The organism is Methylobacterium sp. C1, from assembly GCF_001854385.1.
Taxonomy (GTDB): Bacteria; Pseudomonadota; Alphaproteobacteria; order Rhizobiales; family Beijerinckiaceae; genus Methylobacterium; species Methylobacterium radiotolerans.
Genome location: NZ_CP017640.1, coordinates 3,139,556 through 3,157,501, shown reverse-complemented (window position 1 = coordinate 3,157,501; position 17,946 = coordinate 3,139,556). Strand labels below are relative to the sequence as shown.

Here is a 17,946-nt window from a genome sequence, read left to right as displayed (position 1 = left end):
CCGGGTCCGTCCCAACGATTCGAGAATGCCCGTGCCCCACTGCTCCGTCACAGAGGCCATCGCGGCCTTCGCCCGCGGCGAGATCGTGGTCGTCACCGACGACGACGACCGCGAGAACGAGGGCGACCTCGTCGTCGCAGCCTCGCTCTGCACGCCGGAGAAGATGGCGTTCATCATCCGCAACACCTGCGGCATCGTCTGCGCGCCGCTCACGCAGAGCGAGGCGCGGCGGCTCCACCTCGCGCCCATGGTGGCGTCGAACGACGCCCCCCTGGGCACGGCCTTCACCGTCACGGTCGACGTCAAGCACGGCCTGACGACGGGGATCTCGGCGGAGCAGCGCTGCAACACGGTGCGGGCGCTCGCCAACGGCAACATGGGCGCGGGCGACTTCGTGCGGCCAGGCCACGTCTTCCCGCTCATCGCCCGCGACGGCGGCGTGCTCATGCGCTCGGGCCACACGGAGGCGGCGGTCGACCTGTGCCGCCTCGCCGAGCTGCCGCCCGTCGGCGTGATCTGCGAACTCGCCAACGACGACGGTACGGTGATGAAGGGGCCGCAGATCGAGGCCTTCGCCGAGAAACACGGCCTCAAGCAGGTCTCGGTGGCCGACCTCATCGCCTACCGACAGGCGCGCGACCGGCTGGTGGAGCGGGTCGGCCACTTCACGGTCCGCTCGAACCACGGCGACGTGAACGCCTACGTGTTCTCGACGCCCTTCGAGTCGATCCAGCAATTCGCCTTCGTGATGGGCGAGATCGGCGACGGTCGGGACGTGCTGGTGCGCCTGCACCGCTCCAACGTCGCCGCCGACGTGATCGGCGGCGGCAAGCAGATCGACGCCGTGCTGAAGCGCTTCGCGGCCGCCGGCCGCGGCGTGCTGGTCTATCTCCGGGACGGAACCGCTGGCGTGCCGGTCAAGAACGTCACCGAGGAGGGGACGGAGGCGCTGCGGGCGCGGCAATGGCGCGAGATCGGGCTCGGCGCCCAGATTCTGCGCGATCTGGGTGTTGTCTCCATCCGCAACCTCGCGACCTCGTCGCGCTCCTATGTCGGCCTCTCGGGCTTCGGCATCGAGCTCCTGGGCGACGAGCCTCTCGAAGGCTGAGGCAGGACCGGGACGCCCGGTCAAGCGCGGCGCAGGACGGTCCAGACCGCGGCGCCGGCCATGATGGCGGCGGCACCGCGGTTCAGCCGCGCGCGGAAAGCCGGCCGTCGCAGCGACTCGCGCGCCCGCGCCGCGAGCGCCGCGTAGGGCGTCGTCACGGCGAGCAGGATCGCGGCCGTGACGATGACGAGGGTCGCGAAATCCGCCGCCGTCACGCCGCGCAGGTCGACGAGCGTGGGCAGGATCGCGAGGTAGAAGACGATCGTCTTCGGGTTGCCCAGGGTGACGGTCAGCCCGGCGACGAAGCTGGCCAGCGGCCGGTCGCGGGCCGCTGCCTCGACCCGGGCCCCCGCTCCGGCCGCGCGCCAGAGGCGGCACGCTAAGTAGGCCAGGTAGAGCGCCGCACCGTAGCGAACGACGACGAAGACCGCGCCGAACGCCTCGGCGACGAGCGACAGGCCGAAGATGGCGGCGGCCAGGTACGTCAGGTCGCCCAGGATCAGGCCGGCAGCGAAAGCCATTGCGGCGCCGAAGCCCGCGCCCAGGGCCCGGGCGACCAGGGCGACGATTCCGGGCCCGGGGATCGCGGCCGCGACGCCGAGGGCGAGCGCGTAGGTCAGGAATCCCGCCGGCGTCATCGCCCCGAACCCGCGCGAGCGCCGGGGGCGCGCCGATGCACCGGCGGCATCGTTCGGTTCCGTGGCGGCATGGCTGCGATCTCCCCCGAGCCGCCGATTATGGCTTGCCGGCGGACGGCCGCAACGGCCGCGTCAGCGCCCCATCAGGGCGTCGACATGGGCCGCCACCGACTTGCCGAGCCCTTCGAGGCTGTAGCCGCCCTCGAGGATCGAGACGATCCGGCCGCCCGCGCAGCGCTCCGCGAGGTCCATCAGGCGGCGGGTCGCCCAGCCGAAATCCTCGGCCTCGAGGCGCAGGTTGGCCAGAGGATCCAGCTTGTGCGCGTCGAAGCCGGCGGAGATCACGATGACGTCGGGCCGGAAGGCTTCCAGACGCGACAGGATTCCGGTCTCGAAGGCCTCCCGGAAGACCTCGCCGTCGTCGTTCGGCCGCAGCGGCACGTTGACGATCGTGTCCTTCTCGCCGCGCTCGGAGGGCGACCCGGTCCCGGGATAGAGCGGCATCTGGTGAGTCGAGCAGTAGAGCACCGAGGCGTCGTTCCAGAAGATGTCCTGACTGCCGTTGCCGTGGTGGACGTCCCAATCCACCAGGGCCACCCGCTCGGCGCCGTGCTTCTGCCGGGCGTGGCGGGCCGCGATGGCGGCGTGGTTGAACAGGCAGAAGCCCATCGCGCGGGTCCGCTCGGCGTGGTGGCCGGGCGGGCGCATGGCCACGAAGGCGTTGCGGCACTCGCCGCCGACGACCGCGTCGACCGCGTGCATCCCTCCGCCCACCGCGCGGAGCGTCGCCTCCAGGCTGCCCGCCGACAGGATCGTGTCGGAATCGATGCCGACCATGCCGTGCTCGGGCACCGCCGCCACCAGGGCGTCCACGTAAGCGCGCGGATGCGCGAGGGTGACGGCCTCGATCTCGCCGCGGGGCGCCGTGGCCCGCACGAGACCGGCGAAGCGCTCGTCCTCCAGGGCCCGCTCCACGGCGCGCATCCGGGCCGGCCGCTCCGGATGCCCCTCGGGAACCTCGTGATCGAAGCTGGCGGGATGGCTCACGTAGAGGGTGGTCACGAGGGTCGCTCCCGGATGCTCGCCTGTCGCGCACCGGCAACAGGAGCCGGCAATGTGCCACGGGCCCAACGCGCGGACTACGGCGGGGTGCCGTTGCCCCCTTATGGTTGCGCGATTCGTCAACGGGACGGATCCGGATCGCCGATCCTCCGTCCGCGGCCGCGACGATCCTCGAGGCGGGACATGCGCATCATCTCGGTACTCGGCTGCGCCCTGCTCCTGGCAGGCTGCACCTTCAAGGGCGTGCCCGATCCCGCCCTCTCGGCCCGCGACGCCGAGTACATGGCCCTCGTCCCAGAGGCCGAGTTCGATCCGCACTTCGCGCGCTACGAGATCGCCGACCCGACCCGGGAGGCGCCCGGCACGATCGTGGTCGAGACCAAGGAGCGCCAGCTCTACCTCGTCCTGCCGAACGGCCGGGCGATGCGCTACGGCGTCTCGGTGGGCGACGAGGCCTATGGCTGGACCGGCACCGCCCGGATCGACCGCAAGGCGGAATGGCCGGCCTGGAATCCGCCGGCCGAGATGATCAAGCGCTGGCCGCACGTCCACGCCATGCAGGGCGGCCCGATGAATCCGCTCGGCGCCCGGGCCCTGTACCTGTCGGATCGCGGCCGCGACACGCTCTATCGGATCCACGGCACCAACGAGCCGGAGAAGATCGGTCAGGCGGTCTCCTCCGGCTGCATCCGGATGCGCAACATCGACGTGGTCGACCTCTACAACCGGGTCCCCGTCGGGGCCACGGTCATCGTCCGGTAACGCAACCGGTCAACGTCCCAATAAGCCTGCTTGCTCGGGGGGTGTTTACCTGAACTTCCGTTCAGATCTCGCCATTAACCTCTGGAAGGGGGGCGGTCCCGTAAGTTGAAGACACACAGGGACTAGAGCCGACCGCAACAAAGGTCGGGGAGGCAGGCGATCATGACCACCATTTCCGTTCAACAGTTCTGCAACCATGCTGTCTCGGCCGGCACGATCAGCGACGAGGACCTGCTCGTCCTGAAGCGCGAAGTTCTCCCGGACGGCCTGATGAGCCGCGAGGACGCCGACCTGCTGATCGCCCTCGAGCGGGCGGTGATCGGCTCCGACGCCTTCGCCGACTTCCTGGTCGCCTCGGTCGTCGACTTCGCGGTGTGGGGCTCGCGCCCGACCGGCTACATCGACCGCGACGTCGCCGCGTGGCTCGCCGCCTCCCTCAGCGGCCGCGACGGCCCGAGCGCCGTGGGTGCCCGGATCGCCATGGAAGTGGTCCGCGAGGCCGAGAGCAGCGCCGAATCGCTGGTCGCCTTCGCCCTGGAGGCCAACCGTCGCGTCCGCGACACGGCCCAGGCCCCCCGCATGACCTTCGCCCTGGCCGCCTGAGCCTCAGACCAAGGCGCAGCTTCCGTCCGCGGCGCAACTGATCTATCGGGACAGTCAAGCCGGTGCGCAATCCGGCGATCTCGAAAGCAGTGCGCCAGCGATGTTCGACAAGATCCTGATTGCCAACCGGGGCGAGATCGCCTGCCGGGTGATCAAGACGGCCCGGAGGATGGGCATCAAGACCGTAGCGGTCTACTCGGATGCCGATCGCGACGCCGTGCACGTCGCCATGGCCGACGAGGCCGTGCATATCGGGCCCGCTGCCGCGTCCGAATCGTACCTCGTAATCGAGAAGATCGTCGAGGCCTGCAAGAAGACCGGCGCCCAGGCCGTGCATCCCGGCTACGGCTTCCTCTCCGAGCGCGAAGCCTTCCCGAAGGCGCTCGAGGCCGCCGGCATCGTGTTCATCGGCCCGAACCCGGGGGCCATCGCCGCCATGGGCGACAAGATCGAGTCGAAGAAGGCGGCAGCCGCCGCCGAGGTCTCGACCGTTCCGGGATTCCTCGGCGTGATCGAATCACCCGAGCACGCCAGGAAGATCGCCGACGAGATCGGCTACCCGGTGATGATCAAGGCGTCCGCTGGCGGCGGCGGCAAGGGCATGCGCATCGCCTACTCGGGCGAGGAAGTGGCGGAGGGCTTCGCCCGCGCGAAGTCGGAGGCGGCCTCCTCCTTCGGCGACGACCGGGTCTTCATCGAGAAGTTCATCACCGACCCGCGCCACATCGAGATCCAGCTGATCGGCGACAAGCACGGCAACGTTGTCTACCTCGGCGAGCGCGAGTGCTCGATCCAGCGCCGTAACCAGAAGGTGATCGAGGAGGCGCCGTCGCCGCTCCTCGACAAGAAGACCCGCCGCAAGATGGGCGAGCAGGCGGTCGCGCTCGCCAAGGCGGTGAACTACGATTCGGCCGGGACGGTCGAGTTCGTCGCCGGGCAGGACAAGTCGTTCTACTTCCTGGAGATGAACACCCGTCTGCAGGTCGAGCACCCGGTCACCGAGATGATCACCGGCCTCGACCTCGTCGAGCTGATGATCCGGGTCGCGGCCGGCGAGAAGCTTCCGATCACTCAGGACGACGTGAAGCTGAACGGCTGGGCGGTGGAGAGCCGCGTCTACGCCGAGGACCCGACCCGCAACTTCCTGCCCTCGATCGGCCGGCTGACCACCTACCGTCCGCCGGAGGAGGGCCAGCAGGGCACGGCGATCGTGCGCAACGATACCGGCGTGGAGGAGGGCGGCGAGATCGCCATCCACTACGACCCGATGATCGCCAAGCTGGTCACCTGGGCGCCGACCCGGGCGGAGGCGGTGGCTGCCCAGGCCGAGGCCCTCGACGCCTTCGCGATCGACGGCATCCGCCACAACATCCCGTTCCTCTCGGCGCTGATGGCCCATCCGCGCTGGCAGGAGGGCCGGCTGTCCACAGGCTTCATCGCCGAGGAATTCCCCGAGGGCTTCACGGCGCCGGAGCCGGCCGGCCCGGTGGCGGTCCGCATGATGGCCGCCGCGGCGGCGATCGACCACAAGCTCAACCAGCGCAAGCGCGGCATCTCCGGGCAGATGCGCGCGCCCGGCCTCTTCGCCTTCGAGCGTGAGCGCGTCGTGATCCTGGCGGGCCAAGCCTTCCCGGTGACGGTCGAGCCGGAGGGCGAGGACATCCTCGTCACCCGCGACGACGGCGCGGCGCTCGCGGTGGCGAGTGCGTGGCGCCCGGGCGAGCCGGTCTGGATCGGCACGATCGGCTCGGAGCGGGTGGCGATCCAGGTGCGCAGCCTCCTCAACGGCGTGTTCCTGCAGCATGCCGGCGCGGCCGCCGAGGCCCGGGTCTACACCCGGCGCGAAGCGGAACTCGCCGCCCTGATGCCGGTGAAGGAGCAGGCGGGCTCGGGCAAGCAGGTGCTCTGCCCGATGCCCGGTCTCGTGAAGCAGATCCTCGTCACCGAGGGCCAGGAGGTGAAGAACGGCGAGCCGATCGCGGTCGTCGAGGCGATGAAGATGGAGAACGTGCTCCGCGCCGAGCGCGACGCCACGGTGGGGAAGATCCACGCCAAGGAGGGCGACAGCCTCGCCGTCGACGCGGTGATCCTGGAATTCGCCTGATCGCGGCGCGCGTCGCGCTCGCGGCCCTGACTGCGTTCGCGACGCGCAGACGAGATTGTCGGCGCCGGCGCCGCGCACCATCGCCGTCGCGTCCGCGGTGATCGGCTTCGTCACGCCGATCACCGCCCTAGGCTTCGGGATCGCGGATGCGCCTGCCCGGCGGCCGGCGACCGCCTTCTTCGCGGCGATCTGGCCTTGCGCGGCGATGCCCCGGCCTCGGGCCGGGAGGCGCGTGCTTCGAAGCATCAGACCCTGTATTCGGGCGAGATCGTCGTGACATGCGTGAGTCGCGCCGTCACGCTGGCGCTCGCCGCTGCGGCCATGCGCGCCAACGGGTGGTCCGCGCAGCGCGACGCGCGCGGGTCTGTGCAATAAGTCTGAAGCTCGGCCAACGAATCGCGGCTGCATGCCCCTCTATTTCGCCTACGGCGCCAACATGGATGCCGCCGCGATGGCGCTGCGCTGCCCGGTTTCGCGGCTGATCGGCGGCGGACATCTGCCGCGCCACCGCTTCATCATCATGCGCGAGGGCTACGCCTCCGTGGTGCCCGATCCCCGACGCACCGTCTGGGGCGTCCTGTGGGAGCTGGCTGTCGACGACGTCCCGGCGCTCGACCGCTACGAGGGCGTCGCCGGCGGCCTCTACACCAAGGCGGCGCTCCCGGTCCGCACGGGAGAGGGCGTCAAGCGCGCCCTGATCTATCGCGGGTGCTCGACCGCGCCCGGCCGCCCGCGGCCCGGATACCTGGAGGCGGTCGTCGCGGCGGGGCGCGCGGCGCAGCTGCCCCCGGCCTATCTGCGGGAGCTCGGCACCTGGGCCCGCGGCCTGCCGGCCTGAGCGCCGCGCAGTTGGTACGCGACATGCTTGCCCACGATCGAGCTGGGGGGCGAACGGCAGCACCGCGCCCGGCCAGCCATCCGTGATTGCGCGGCGCGCCCGTCGGTCAACGACGATCGGCGTGCGCCCGCGAGGGAGAGTTGTGCATGTCGTATCTGGCGCCCGCCGATTTCGTGAAGAAGGCCGTCGATGCCGGTGAGGCAAAGGTCTTCATGGCCACCAAGGACACGTTCATCCGGGCCTACATGGCCGGCGCGATCCTGGCGCTCGCCGCTGCCTTCGCGGTGACCATCAATCAGACGACCGGCCAGCCGCTGGTGGCGGCCCTGCTGTTCCCGGTCGGCTTCTCGATGCTGTACCTGCTCGGCTACGACCTGTTCACCGGCGTCTGCGTGCTCACCCCGCTCGCCCTCATCGACAAGCGCCCCGGCGTCACCGTGGCCGGCGTCGCCCGCAACTGGGTGCTGGTCTTCTTCGGCAACTTCGCGGGCGCCCTGACCACGGCGGTGATGATGTCGATCGTCTTCACCTTCGGCTTCGCCACCGAGCCGAACGCCGTCGGCAAGCTCATCGCCGGCATCGGCGAGGCCAGGACCCTCGGCTACGAGAAGTACGGCGCCTCCGGCATGCTGACGCTCTTCGTCCGCGCCATGCTGTGCAACTGGATGGTCTCGACCGGCGTCATCGGCGCCATGCTGTCGACCTCGGTGCCCGGCAAGGTCATCGCCATGTGGATGCCGATCACGGTGTTCTTCTTCATGACCTTCGAGCACTCGGTGGTGAACATGTTCCTGTTCCCGTCGGCGATCCTCATGGGCGGCCACCTGACGGTCATGGACTACCTGCTCTGGAACGAGATCCCGACGCTGATCGGTAACATCGTGGGCGGCATCGCCTTCACCGGCCTGATGCTCTACTCCACCCATGTCCGCACCGGCGCGACGCGGAGCCAGACCCTGGCTGCCGGCGTCCGTCGCCCGATCGCGGCCGAGTAAGGCCCCTCCGGCCCGCGCCGCCCGGCGCGGGCCCCGTCAGACGAGACCGCGCCCGCATGAGTGAGACCCGGACGATCTCCGTCATCGTCACCGGTCGCGTCCAGGGCGTGTCCTACCGGGCCTGGACGCAGTCCGAGGCCCGCGCCCGCGGCCTCGCTGGCACGGTGCGCAACCGCGACGACGGCTCGGTCGAGGCGGTCTTCAGCGGCGCGCCGGAGGCCGTGGCGGAGATGGAGGCCCTGTGCCGGTCGGGTCCGCCGGGCGCGCGCGTGGCCGACGTGACCGCGCGGGACGGCGGCGACGTGCCGACCGGCGGCGCGTTCCGGATCCTGCGCGACTGACAACGGCGCCGCGGGTTCAGCGCGCGCCCGCGGACTGGTATGGCGGACCGCCCCTTCACGCATCCGCCATCCGGAGACCATGACCGACCTGTCCGCCGGCAGCGCCGCCTTCTCGCACCTCGATCTCGCGGCGCTGCTCTACTTCATCCTCGCCTGGATCGCCTACGGCCTGTCCGTCGGCCGATTGCGCGGCAGGATGGTCTCCCTCAGCCAGATCATGAACGGCCACCGGGCCAACTGGGCGCGCCAGGTCATCGGCCGCGACAACCGGGTGGTCGACACGCAGATCAACGCCTCGCTGCAGAACGGCACGGCGTTCTTCGCCTCGACCTCGCTCATCGCCCTGGGCTCGGTCCTGACCCTGTCGCGCTCCGGGGACGATGTCCTGAACCTGTTCGCCACGCTGCCGTTCGGGACGGCGGCCAACCGCCTGACCTGGGAGCTGAAGGTCGCCGGCCTCGCACTGATCTTCGTCTACGCCTTCTTCAAATTCGCCTGGGCCTACAGGCTGTTCAATTACACGGCGATCCTGCTCGGCGCCGTGCCGCACAAGGGATCCGGCACGAGCGAGATCGAGATGCTGCGGGCGGTGCGGCGGCTCGCGGCCATGAACGTCAGCGCCGGGCGTCACTTCGCCCGCGGGCAGCGGGCGTTCTTCTTCGCGCTCGCCTATCTCGGCTGGTTCATCAGCCCCTACGTGCTGTTCGTCTCGACGACCGCCGTCGTGATCATCATGTGGCGCCGCCAATTCGCCTCGGAGATCCGCAAGGCGCTCCTGGAAGCCGGGGAGGGACCTCACGAGGGGCCGCTCGAGGCTCCGCTCCTGTCGCCCGCCGAGGAGGCCCGCACATGACCGACCCACGACCCGACGACGCCGCGATCGAGACGACGATGCTGCGCCTCGTGGCCGAGCGCGGCGCCGACAAGACGGTCTGTCCCTCGGAAGTCGCCCGCGCCCTCGGCGGCCCGCACCCGGACGGCTGGGGTCCGCTGATGCAGCCCGTGCGACGGGTCGCGGTGCGACTGGCCCACGCGGGGCAGATCGCGATCCTGCGGAAGGGGAGACCCGTCGACCCGGACGATTTCCGCGGGATCTACCGATTGTCGCTGCCGGTTTCCGGCGCGGCCTCGGAAGCCCCCTCGGCATCCGGGCCCGGCAGCCAGTCCGGCGTGTAGCCGGACAGGCGATAGGCGACGAGGCCGATCCACTCCTTGACGGCCAAATCGAACTGGAGCAGCCCGTCCGACGCGAAGCCGTGGAAGTGCGCGACGTCGCTCCAGCCGCGGGTCCGGTAATCTACCGGGAAGGCGTCCACCGCGAAGCCGGCTTGGCGGAAGCAGCCGACCGCCCGAGGCATGTGCCAGGCCGAGGTCACGAGCAGCCAGCGCTCGCCGGGCTTCGGCTTCACCAGGGCCGCCGAGAAGGCGGCGTTCTCGTGGGTGTTGCGCGAGCGGTTCTCCAGGATCAGGCGCGTCCGCGGCACGCCGATCACGTCCGCCTGCCGGCTCACGATGTCGGCTTCGGCCATGCCGCCCGCGATGAAGCCGCTGCCACCGGAGAAGACCAGCCGCGCCGCCGGGTAGCGCCGGGCGAGGTCGCCGAGATAGATCGGCCGCTCGCCGGCATCGTTGACGACGATCTGGCGACGCGCCTCTGACAGACCCGCCTCGATGCCGCCACCCAGCACGATGATCCCGGTCGGGGCCGGGCCGTCGTCCGGATAGGCCGGGAAGCGCTGCTCGAGCGGGATCAGGGCCACGTCCGAGAGGGGCGCCAGTCCGGCGGCGCCGAGCAGGAAACTGCCCAGCAGCGCGAGGCCGAGACCGCTCCTCCGCCAGCGCGTCACCGCCGCGACGGCGATCCCGAGCAGGATCGCGAAGATGCAGAAATTCGACGGGGTGATCAGGAAGAAGATCACCTTCGAGGCGGGGAAGAACACGGGGCTCAGGCCGGCCTCGTCTCGGCCTCGAACCGGGCGAGGGCCGCGGCGTCCGGCGGGAGGAGGCTCGCGAGGTCCGCGCCGCGCTCGACCTCGCGCTGGATCCAGAGGTCGAGGCGCTGCTGCTCCACGGCCTCCAGGGCGACGCGCTCGGCGAGCGCCGCCGGCACCGCGACGAGGCCGGTCGTATCGCCGACCAGGATATCGCCGGGATGGATGGCGGCACCGCCGCAGGCGACGCGCTCCTGCGTGCCGACCAGGGCCAGGGCCCCGGTGGCCGCGACCGTCCGGCACCAGGCGGGGAGGCCGACCTCCTCCGGCAGGGCCGCGTCGGTGATCAGACCGGCGGCGCCGCGCTGGGCAAGGCGCGCCGCCAGGATCGCCCCGAAGGGAAGGACGAGGCCGGAGGATCCCGCATCGATGACCACGACGGCCCCCTCGGGGACGGCTTCGACGGCGGCGGCGAGATCACCCGCGGCGTCGTCGCGGGCCGGGATCATCCGCATCGTGTAGGCGGCTCCGACCACGGTCGCGCTCCCCCGCGCCGAGAGACCGTGCGGGGTGCAGGCCTTCACCCCGGCCCGCGCCAGGGCGCGGGCGAGGCTCGCCGGGGTCACGGCGGAGAGCGCGTCGCGCAGGGTCGGGTCGATCGCCATCGGGGGCTCCGTGAAAGGCCGGTCCGGATCCGGGCGGCGCGGTCGAGGAAGGTGGATCGCGCGGGCGCGCCGGCAAGGCTCGGGGCGCCGCGGCGACCGTCAGGCGATGGGCTCGCCGAGCGCCCGGGCGGCACCGGGGCGGGCCGCGACCCGCTCGTACCAGCGACGCAGCGCCGGGCGCTCGATCCGCTCGGTCGGAAGGTTCAGCCAGCGATGCGCCGCGCAGCCGAGAGCGATGTCGGCGATGCTGAAGCTGTCGCCGACCACGTAGGTCCGGCCCTCGAGATGATGGTCGAGGATCTCGGCCATGGCCTCGCTCTTCTCGACCGAGGCGGCGATCAGGCCGCGGTCCGGATCGGCCGCGCGGTAGAGCTGCCAGAACGCGTCGCGCATGGCCGGCGTGAAGCTCGTGGCCTGCCAGTCGAGCCACTGCTCGACTTGGGCGCGCGCCCGCGGATCCGCCGGCAGGGCCAGGGCCGGGCCGGTCGCCGCGAGGTAGCGGAGGATCGCGTTGGACTCCCAGAGGACGAAACCGTCCTCTTCCAGGGTCGGAACGAGGCCGTTCGGGTTCATCGTACGGTAGCCGGGGTCGTTGACGACCCCGTGGGCGCCGCCGGCCTCGACCCGGTCGTACGGCAAGCCCGTCTCGTCGAGTCCCCACACCGCCTTCTGCACGTTCACCGAGGTGAGGCGGCCCCAAAGCCTGCGCATAATCGAAGAGTCTCCGTCACGCCTTCGGCGGGTAGGCGTGGTCCTGCCCGCCCGGATCGGTCACGCGCACCCCGTCGGGGGTGTCGCGCAGGTAGCCGGGTCCGATCGGCACCTTGCCGTGGCCGCCGGGAATGTCGAGCACGTAGGTCGGCTGGGCGAGGCCGGAGAGGCGGCCGCGCAGCGCGCGCATCAGCGCCTGCCCCTCGGCCACGTCCGTGCGCAGGTGGGCCGTCCCGGGCGCGAGGTCGCCGTGGTGGAGGTAGTACGGCTTGATCCGGTTCTCGACGAGGGTCCGCATCAGCGCCTCGAGGGTCGCGGCCTCGTCATTGACGCCGCGCAGGAGCACCGACTGGCCGACCAGGGGAATGCCGGCATCGACCAGCCGGGCGCAGGCGGCGCTGGCGGCGGCGGTGAATTCCCGCGGATGGTTGGCGTGGACGGCGACGAAGACCGCGCGCCCGAACCGCTTGAGCGCCCGAACGAGGGCGTCGGAGACGAGGTCGGGCTTCACCACGGGCACGCGCGTGTGGACCCGCATGACCCGGACGTGGGCGATGGCGGCGAGGCGCTCGGCGATGACGCCGAGCCGGCGCGGCGAGAGCGCGAACGGGTCGCCGCCGGTGAGCACCACCTCCCAGATCCGCGGGTCCTGCGCGATGTAGGCGAGGGCGGCGTCGAGTTCGGCGTCGGTGAGCGTCCCGAGCCCGTCGGGCCCGACCATCTCCCGGCGGAAGCAGAAGCGGCAGTAGACCGGGCAGACGTGGAGCGGCTTCAGCAGCACGCGGTCCGGGTAGCGGTGCACGATTCCGGTCACCGGGGCGTGGGCGGCATCGCCGATCGGGTCGGCGCGCTCCTCCGGCGTCGCGACGGCCTCCGCGACCCGGGGCACGAACTGGCGGCCGATCGGATCGTCGGGATCCTGCGGGTCGATCAGCTCGGCCATGTCGGGCGTCACCGAGACGGCGTAGCGCGCGAGGACGGCGCCGAGGGCGTCGGCCTCCGCCCCGGAGATCAGGCCGGCGGAGAGGAGGTCGTCCGCGCTGCGCAGCGCCCGGTTCATGGCCGCGTCTCCGCCACCGGTGTCCAGATCACATCCTCGACCCGGCTTGCCCCGCAGGCGAGCATCGCCAAGCGGTCGAAGCCCAGGGCGATCCCGGACGCTTCCGGCATGACGGCGAGCGCCGCGAGGAACTCGTCGTCGATCGGGTAGCGCTCGCCGTAGACGCGCTGCTTCTCGGCCATCTCGGCCTCGAACCGGCGGCGCTGCTCCGCCGGGTCGGTCAGCTCGCCGAAGGCGTTGGCCAGCTCGACGCCGCAGGCGTAGAGCTCGAAGCGCTCGGCCACGCGCGGGTCGTGCGGCGCCGGCCGGGCGAGGGCGGCCTCGCTGATCGGGTACTCGCACAGGATGGTCGGGCGGCCGAGGCCGAGATGCGGCTCGACCCGCGCGACGAGGACGCGGGAGAACAGGTCGGCCCAGGTATCGTCCGGCGCGACCCGGAGCCCGGCCCCCGCGACGGCGGCGGCCAGGGCCTCGCGGTCCGTCCCGCCGCCCGGCGCGACGCTCGCCAGGAGATCGATCCCGGCGAAGCGGTCGAAGGCCTCGGCCAGGGTCAGGCGCTCCGGCTCGGCGAAGGGGTCCGTCTCCCGGCCGCGGAAGGCGAAGCGGCGGGCGCCCGCGGTCTCGGCCGCGCCGGCGAGCAGGTCGGCGCAGTCCGCCATCAGCGCCGTGTAGGGGGCGCCGGCCCGGTACCACTCGAGCATCGTGAACTCGGGATGGTGCAGCGGCCCGCGCTCGCGGTTGCGGAACACCCGGGCGACGCAGAACAGCCGCGTCTCGCCCGCGGCCAGGAGCTTCTTGCAGGCGAATTCCGGCGAGGTGTGCAGGTAGAGCGGCGTGCGGGCGCCGCTCGCCCCGATGGCTTCCGTGGCGAAGGCCGACAGATGCGCCTCGTTGCCGGGCGAGACCTGCAGGCAGGCGGCCTCGGCCTCGACGAAGTCGCGGTCCGCGAACCACCCGCGGAACGCCGCGAGGACGCGGTTGCGCAGGAGCAGCGCCGGGCGCCGGTCGGCGTGGCGACCGGCCGTCCACCAGGGGGAGGCGGCTCCGGTCACGACCGGCCTCCGCGCCGGGGCGGGACCGGCCGGCTCCGACCGGGCGGCGTGGCGTTCTGGAGCACTCTCATCCTCGGCCCTGACTGGCTCCGGACCGCGGAGACGCGCCGCGGCCGAGCCGCGTTGCCATCGACGGTTCATGCCCGCCCGCTGGCAACCGCGGCGCAGATGCGATAGTGGCGGGGTCCGAGATGCAGCGCCCGCGCTTGGCGCGTGCCGGCCCCCATGTCAATGCAGGACGCAATTCCGTGAAGGTGATCGCCTCAACGCTCCGTAAGGGCAACGTCGTCGAGAAGGACGGCAAGCTCTACGTGATCCTGTTCGCCGAGAACATCCACCCCGGCAAGGGCACTCCGGTGACCCAGCTCGACATGCGCCGGATCACGGACGGCGTGAAGGTGTCCGAGCGCTACCGGACCACCGAGCAGGTCGAGCGCGCCTTCGTGGAGGATCGCGAGCACACCTTCCTCTACAGCGACGGCGAGGGGTTCCACTTCATGAACCCCGAGAACTACGAGCAGATCGCGGTGCCGGAGGACGTGGTCGGCGACGCCGCCCCGTATCTCCAGGAGGGCATGGCGGTGATGCTCTCCGTCCATAACGGCGTCCCGCTGACCATCGAGCTGCCCCAGCGCGTGACCCTGGAGGTCGCCGAGACCGAGCCGGTCCTGAAGGGCCAGACCGCCTCGTCGTCCTACAAGCCCGCGACCCTGTCGAACGGCGTGCGCACGACCGTGCCGCCCCACATCGCCGCCGGCACCCGCGTCGTCGTCATGACGGCCGACGGCTCCTACGTCGAGCGCGCCAAGGACTGATCCGGTCCCCGCCGGCGGCCGGCCCCGAAAGGTCGGACGCCGGCCATCACCGCGCGGATCGCGCGGCGGCCTCCAGGGTGGCGTAGCAGCCCTGCGAGATCGCCTGCGCGCGCAGGCGCTCCGTCCCGCTGAAGGGCCGGCCATCCTCCCGGAACAGATCCTCGCGCAGCAGCGCCTCCGATGTGCAGCGGGCCGCGATGCGGCAGAGCGGCGGCTCGCCGCCGGTGCGCGCGCAGATCGTCACGTAGTCGGCGCGGAACGCCCGCAGCCCGGCGCGCGGATTGGCACCCACCACCGTCACCAGCCCGGTCAGCAGCGCCAGCAGCAGCGGCTGGTGGACGAGGTAGATCGCGAGGCTGTGGCGGCCCGCGACGGTGGCGGCGCGGCCGAGCCGCGTGCGCGGCGCCCAGGCTCCCAGACGTGAACGGGCGAGCCGCGGCAGCGCCAGCCGACCCAGGACGATCCCGGCAAGCACCAGCCCGAACCACGGGAAGAGCGGCACATAGTCGTTCGTCCGCGGCACGACCGAGCCCAGGCCGAGGAAGAACAGGGCCGGCGCGTCGAGGATCGGCGCGTGCACGACGTGCGGCGCGGCAAGCACGGCTGCGGACGCGAGGGCGGTGACCGGAATCGGCAGGAAGAGGAACGGCAGCCCGAGCAGGCTCGAGACCGCGATGCAGTGGAGCACGCCGAAGAACACGAAGGCGTCCGGGAACATGACCCAGGTGCCGAGGGTCACGAGGAGCGCCGCCCCGCCGATCCGCGCGAACCGCAGGAGGGTCGGCCGGGGCCGGATCCCGCGACCGTTCATCAGCACGAGGCCGACGCCGACCAGGACCAGGAAGCTGCCGGCGATCATCTCGGCGGCGTGCCGTCCCGTCGGGGTCAGCGCGTAGTTCTCCGCGGTCAGCCGCAGATGACCGAGATCCCAGAGCGTGTGATAGCTCGCCATCGCCAGCAGGGCGGTCGCCCGGGCCGCGTCGATGACCGGCAGGCGACGCGGCGGAGAGGGGATCGCGGCCGGCGGCGCGGAGACGGGGCGATCGAGGGTGACGTCGACGGACATGATGGTTCACCCAAACCATGTCGGGGCCGCCCTTTCCATCGCGGCCTGCACCGGAGAGCTCGCCCGGGCCCGAATCGGGTGCCGCGGCTCTCAGAAACGTGAACGCCACCGGGGCCGGCACGCGCCGCCGAGGCGGGCCTCGCGGGATCCGGAAAACCCCTCGACGGTCCCGGCGCTTAAACACCGCTCACGCCGTAGCCTGCGACCGATCGACTGTTGCGATCCGGCCTCCTTGCGCCGAGATTGCAACTTGGCGGCCCTGTTCTGCCGGTCAAATGGGCTTCCCGGACATCAGGACTTCGTTAATCTTCCCGGGAGAGCGCGCGGCGTGATTCGGTGTAGGTTGCTCGGCCATGTCTGACGAACGCGGATCCGGGCCCGAGAACCCCGAGCGGGGGATGATCGCCCGTACCGGCGAGACGGGACAGCACGAGGATGAGGCGCTCGACCTCGTCGAGGTGGCCGGCCGCATCAAGTGGTTCGACGTTTCGAAGGGCTTCGGGTTCATCGTGCCCGACGACGGCGCGCCCGACATCCTGCTCCACGTCACCTGCCTGCGGCGCGACGGCTACCAGGCCGCCAGCGAGGGCGCCCGCATCGTCGTGGAGGCCGTGGAGCGGCCCCGCGGCTGGCAGGCCTTCCGGGTGATCTCCCTCGATCAGGCGACGGCGGTGCATCCCTCCGAGCTGCCGATGCCGCGCACGCACGTCACCGTAACGCCGACCAGCGGGCTCGAGACCGCCGTCGTGAAGTGGTTCAACCGCCTCCGCGGGTTCGGATTCCTGACGCGCGGCGACGGGACGCCGGACATCTTCGTGCACATGGAGACGCTGCGGCGCTACGGTATCGCCGAGCTGAAGCCCGGCGAGTCCGTACTGGTCCGCTACGGCGACGGCTCGAAAGGCGTGATGGCGGCCGAGGTGCGGCTGATCGACGGAGCCATGCCCTCGTCCCACTGAGGACGCGTTTTCCCGCCAAGCACAGTGCGTCCTATCTCCTTGGTGGGGCTCGGAAAACCCGGGATCGGATTCCCCTCGCGCGCATCCTGGTCTATCACCGGGCGACGGACCCCGCGGTCCGCGCGCCATCCCACGAGAGGCATGAGCCTGTGAGATCCCTCTTCCGCACGGCCCGGGCGGCCGCCATCGCCTGCCTCGCCCTGACCGCGATCGCGCCGGCCCCCGCCGCCGTCGCGCAGGCGGCCGCCCGGGCCGCCACGGCCAGATCGGAGCCGCTGACGATCGTCACGAAGGCCGGGCCGAAGCGCTTCGACGTCGAGGTGATGCGCGACGACGCCGCCCGCGCCCGCGGCCTGATGTTCCGCCGCCACATGGCGGCCGACCACGGCATGCTGTTCGACTTCGAGCAGGACCAGCCCGTGACCATGTGGATGAAGAACACCTACCTGCCGCTCGACATGGTGTTCATCCGCCCCGACGGGACCATCAGCCGGATCGCGGCCGATACCGAGCCCCTGTCCACGGCGATCATCTCCTCGGGCGGCCCGGTCCTGGCGGTGCTGGAGCTGAACGCCGGCACCGCGGCGAAGCTCGGGATCGCGCCCGGAGACCGGATCGAGCACGCCATGTTCAAGGCCCGCTGAGGCCAGCCTCCGGGCTTTCGCGAACGCACCGGGAACAAGCGCCTTGACCCCCGCCGAATTCCGCGCCAGTGTTCCGGCAATGTTCCGGTGCGCCGGAAGGCTGGTGCAGGGCGGAGGACCCGATGGGCAACGCGGCTGAGGTCGAACTGTTCGGCAACGACGACTGGTCGGTGCAGGCGGACGGGATCGAGCACCGCGAGACCGGCTATTTCATCGCCCGCACGGCGCTGGCGATGCGCCGATCCGAGGGCCTGTGGGACTGGCCGCTTCAGATGGCCGAGAAGCGCTGGTGCCGGCCGAGCCTGTTCCGCGAGGCGTTCCTCGCGGCCCTCGACCGGTTCGGCATCCAGCGGGACGCCGAGCTGATCCGGTCCTTCGCGCTGGGCTACGGCATCCGCGCCGTGGTCGCCCCGGCCGCCGAGACCTTCGTCAGCCTGGGCGACATGCTGAAGCCACGCGAGATCGCCGCGCCCGTGCGCGCTCCGGCCCCGCGGCCGGTCCGGGCCCTGGCGGCTGCCGGGGCCTGACGGCCCGGTAACGGCGGGCGATTTGACCCGGGCCGCCGCGCGCGGGTAGCCCTCATCCTCGAACC

At 71.5% G+C, this 17,946-nt stretch carries 21 protein-coding genes; 13 read left to right on the top strand and 8 right to left on the bottom strand.

Annotated features, from left to right (window positions below; translation table 11 throughout):
- Positions 1-31 precede the first annotated feature (31 nt).
- A complete protein-coding gene (ribB, locus tag BKE41_RS14725) occupies positions 32-1,108 on the top strand; it encodes a 3,4-dihydroxy-2-butanone-4-phosphate synthase (protein ID WP_012319708.1) in 1,077 nt (358 codons plus the stop codon).
- 20 nt (positions 1,109-1,128) lie between these two features.
- Here the strand turns inward: ribB and BKE41_RS14720 are convergent, their stop codons facing one another.
- Both BKE41_RS14720 and BKE41_RS14715 read right to left on the bottom strand, forming a co-directional pair.
- Positions 1,129-1,746, bottom strand: a complete 618-nt coding sequence (locus BKE41_RS14720; protein WP_024829731.1) for a LysE family translocator — start codon at positions 1,744-1,746, stop codon at positions 1,129-1,131.
- 132 nt (positions 1,747-1,878) lie between these two features.
- Positions 1,879-2,808 (bottom strand): histone deacetylase family protein, encoded by a 930-nt coding sequence (locus BKE41_RS14715; RefSeq protein WP_012319706.1) that lies wholly within the window; start codon positions 2,806-2,808, stop codon positions 1,879-1,881.
- Between the two features lie 183 nt (positions 2,809-2,991).
- Here BKE41_RS14715 and BKE41_RS14710 point away from each other — a divergent pair, with 183 nt between their 5' ends.
- From BKE41_RS14710 to BKE41_RS14670, 8 genes are all read left to right on the top strand, one after another.
- On the top strand, positions 2,992-3,570 hold the full coding sequence (locus tag BKE41_RS14710) for a L,D-transpeptidase (protein ID WP_024829733.1): 579 nt from the start codon (positions 2,992-2,994) through the stop codon (positions 3,568-3,570).
- 162 nt (positions 3,571-3,732) lie between these two features.
- Positions 3,733-4,173, top strand: a complete 441-nt coding sequence (locus tag BKE41_RS14705; RefSeq protein ID WP_012319704.1) for a hypothetical protein — start codon at positions 3,733-3,735, stop codon at positions 4,171-4,173.
- Between the two features lie 100 nt (positions 4,174-4,273).
- Positions 4,274-6,277 (top strand): acetyl/propionyl/methylcrotonyl-CoA carboxylase subunit alpha, encoded by a 2,004-nt coding sequence (locus BKE41_RS14700; protein WP_059408885.1) that lies wholly within the window; start codon positions 4,274-4,276, stop codon positions 6,275-6,277.
- Positions 6,278-6,683: 406 nt separating this feature from the next.
- Positions 6,684-7,115, top strand: coding sequence for a gamma-glutamylcyclotransferase family protein (locus tag BKE41_RS14690; protein WP_012319701.1), 432 nt, complete (start codon positions 6,684-6,686; stop codon positions 7,113-7,115).
- A 146-nt stretch (positions 7,116-7,261) separates the two neighbouring features.
- Entirely contained in the window at positions 7,262-8,110 is an 849-nt protein-coding gene (locus BKE41_RS14685; RefSeq protein ID WP_012319700.1) for a formate/nitrite transporter family protein, read from the top strand.
- Between the two features lie 56 nt (positions 8,111-8,166).
- The gene (locus BKE41_RS14680) at positions 8,167-8,451 is read left to right on the top strand and encodes an acylphosphatase (protein ID WP_012319699.1); all 285 of its coding nucleotides are present in this window, start codon (positions 8,167-8,169) and stop codon (positions 8,449-8,451) included.
- A 79-nt stretch (positions 8,452-8,530) separates the two neighbouring features.
- The gene (locus BKE41_RS14675) at positions 8,531-9,304 is read left to right on the top strand and encodes a DUF599 domain-containing protein (protein WP_012319698.1); all 774 of its coding nucleotides are present in this window, start codon (positions 8,531-8,533) and stop codon (positions 9,302-9,304) included.
- Positions 9,301-9,627: a DUF3253 domain-containing protein gene (locus BKE41_RS14670; RefSeq protein ID WP_012319697.1), complete on the top strand. Its 327-nt coding sequence runs from the start codon at positions 9,301-9,303 to the stop codon at positions 9,625-9,627. The genes BKE41_RS14675 and BKE41_RS14670 overlap by 4 nt, the downstream gene beginning before the upstream one ends.
- Here BKE41_RS14670 and BKE41_RS14665 read toward each other — a convergent pair.
- The 5 genes from BKE41_RS14665 to epmA all read right to left on the bottom strand — a co-directional run bounded on the left by BKE41_RS14665 (position 9,546) and on the right by epmA (position 13,870).
- Positions 9,546-10,391: a YdcF family protein gene (locus BKE41_RS14665; protein WP_012319696.1), complete on the bottom strand. Its 846-nt coding sequence runs from the start codon at positions 10,389-10,391 to the stop codon at positions 9,546-9,548. The genes BKE41_RS14670 and BKE41_RS14665 overlap by 82 nt on opposite strands.
- A gap of 5 nt (positions 10,392-10,396) precedes the next feature.
- Complete coding sequence (locus BKE41_RS14660; RefSeq protein WP_070999681.1) at positions 10,397-11,047, bottom strand: dimethylmenaquinone methyltransferase; 651 nt, start codon at positions 11,045-11,047, stop codon at positions 10,397-10,399.
- Between the two features lie 99 nt (positions 11,048-11,146).
- Complete coding sequence (locus BKE41_RS14655; RefSeq protein WP_070999679.1) at positions 11,147-11,758, bottom strand: glutathione S-transferase family protein; 612 nt, start codon at positions 11,756-11,758, stop codon at positions 11,147-11,149.
- 16 nt (positions 11,759-11,774) lie between these two features.
- The gene (locus BKE41_RS14650; RefSeq protein ID WP_012319693.1) at positions 11,775-12,818 is read right to left on the bottom strand and encodes a lysine-2,3-aminomutase-like protein; all 1,044 of its coding nucleotides are present in this window, start codon (positions 12,816-12,818) and stop codon (positions 11,775-11,777) included.
- Complete coding sequence (epmA, locus tag BKE41_RS14645; RefSeq protein WP_070999677.1) at positions 12,815-13,870, bottom strand: EF-P lysine aminoacylase EpmA; 1,056 nt, start codon at positions 13,868-13,870, stop codon at positions 12,815-12,817. Before epmA ends, BKE41_RS14650 begins: the two co-directional genes overlap by 4 nt.
- A 191-nt stretch (positions 13,871-14,061) precedes the next feature.
- On the opposite strand from epmA, the gene efp reads away from it, so the two are divergent.
- Positions 14,062-14,685, top strand: a complete 624-nt coding sequence (gene efp, locus BKE41_RS14640; RefSeq protein ID WP_197739341.1) for an elongation factor P — start codon at positions 14,062-14,064, stop codon at positions 14,683-14,685.
- Positions 14,686-14,731: 46 nt separating this feature from the next.
- Here the strand turns inward: efp and BKE41_RS14635 are convergent, their stop codons facing one another.
- Complete coding sequence (locus BKE41_RS14635) at positions 14,732-15,751, bottom strand: heparan-alpha-glucosaminide N-acetyltransferase (RefSeq protein WP_059408889.1); 1,020 nt, start codon at positions 15,749-15,751, stop codon at positions 14,732-14,734.
- A 398-nt stretch (positions 15,752-16,149) separates the two neighbouring features.
- On the opposite strand from BKE41_RS14635, the gene BKE41_RS14630 reads away from it, so the two are divergent.
- The 3 genes from BKE41_RS14630 to BKE41_RS14620 all read left to right on the top strand — a co-directional run bounded on the left by BKE41_RS14630 (position 16,150) and on the right by BKE41_RS14620 (position 17,881).
- A complete protein-coding gene (locus BKE41_RS14630) occupies positions 16,150-16,710 on the top strand; it encodes a cold-shock protein (RefSeq protein ID WP_085985313.1) in 561 nt (186 codons plus the stop codon).
- A 185-nt stretch (positions 16,711-16,895) separates the two neighbouring features.
- Positions 16,896-17,354, top strand: a complete 459-nt coding sequence (locus BKE41_RS14625) for a DUF192 domain-containing protein (protein ID WP_234742109.1) — start codon at positions 16,896-16,898, stop codon at positions 17,352-17,354.
- Positions 17,355-17,476: 122 nt separating this feature from the next.
- Positions 17,477-17,881, top strand: a complete 405-nt coding sequence (locus BKE41_RS14620) for a hypothetical protein (RefSeq protein ID WP_012319687.1) — start codon at positions 17,477-17,479, stop codon at positions 17,879-17,881.
- The last annotated feature ends 65 nt before the right edge of the window (positions 17,882-17,946 follow it).

Coding starts and splice junctions, on each gene's coding strand:
- BKE41_RS14620 (WP_012319687.1), top strand. CDS start 17,477: ATGGGCAACGCGGCTGAGGTCGAACTGTTCGGCAACGACGACTGGTCG.
- BKE41_RS14690 (WP_012319701.1), top strand. CDS start 6,684: ATGCCCCTCTATTTCGCCTACGGCGCCAACATGGATGCCGCCGCGATG.
- BKE41_RS14705 (WP_012319704.1), top strand. CDS start 3,733: ATGACCACCATTTCCGTTCAACAGTTCTGCAACCATGCTGTCTCGGCC.
- efp (WP_197739341.1), top strand. CDS start 14,062: ATGCAGCGCCCGCGCTTGGCGCGTGCCGGCCCCCATGTCAATGCAGGA.
- BKE41_RS14655 (WP_070999679.1), bottom strand. CDS start 11,758: ATGCGCAGGCTTTGGGGCCGCCTCACCTCGGTGAACGTGCAGAAGGCG.
- BKE41_RS14680 (WP_012319699.1), top strand. CDS start 8,167: ATGAGTGAGACCCGGACGATCTCCGTCATCGTCACCGGTCGCGTCCAG.
- BKE41_RS14670 (WP_012319697.1), top strand. CDS start 9,301: ATGACCGACCCACGACCCGACGACGCCGCGATCGAGACGACGATGCTG.
- BKE41_RS14700 (WP_059408885.1), top strand. CDS start 4,274: ATGTTCGACAAGATCCTGATTGCCAACCGGGGCGAGATCGCCTGCCGG.
- BKE41_RS14710 (WP_024829733.1), top strand. CDS start 2,992: ATGCGCATCATCTCGGTACTCGGCTGCGCCCTGCTCCTGGCAGGCTGC.
- BKE41_RS14630 (WP_085985313.1), top strand. CDS start 16,150: ATGATCGCCCGTACCGGCGAGACGGGACAGCACGAGGATGAGGCGCTC.
- BKE41_RS14685 (WP_012319700.1), top strand. CDS start 7,262: ATGTCGTATCTGGCGCCCGCCGATTTCGTGAAGAAGGCCGTCGATGCC.
- BKE41_RS14675 (WP_012319698.1), top strand. CDS start 8,531: ATGACCGACCTGTCCGCCGGCAGCGCCGCCTTCTCGCACCTCGATCTC.
- BKE41_RS14650 (WP_012319693.1), bottom strand. CDS start 12,818: ATGAACCGGGCGCTGCGCAGCGCGGACGACCTCCTCTCCGCCGGCCTG.
- BKE41_RS14720 (WP_024829731.1), bottom strand. CDS start 1,746: ATGACGCCGGCGGGATTCCTGACCTACGCGCTCGCCCTCGGCGTCGCG.
- BKE41_RS14635 (WP_059408889.1), bottom strand. CDS start 15,751: ATGTCCGTCGACGTCACCCTCGATCGCCCCGTCTCCGCGCCGCCGGCC.
- BKE41_RS14660 (WP_070999681.1), bottom strand. CDS start 11,047: ATGGCGATCGACCCGACCCTGCGCGACGCGCTCTCCGCCGTGACCCCG.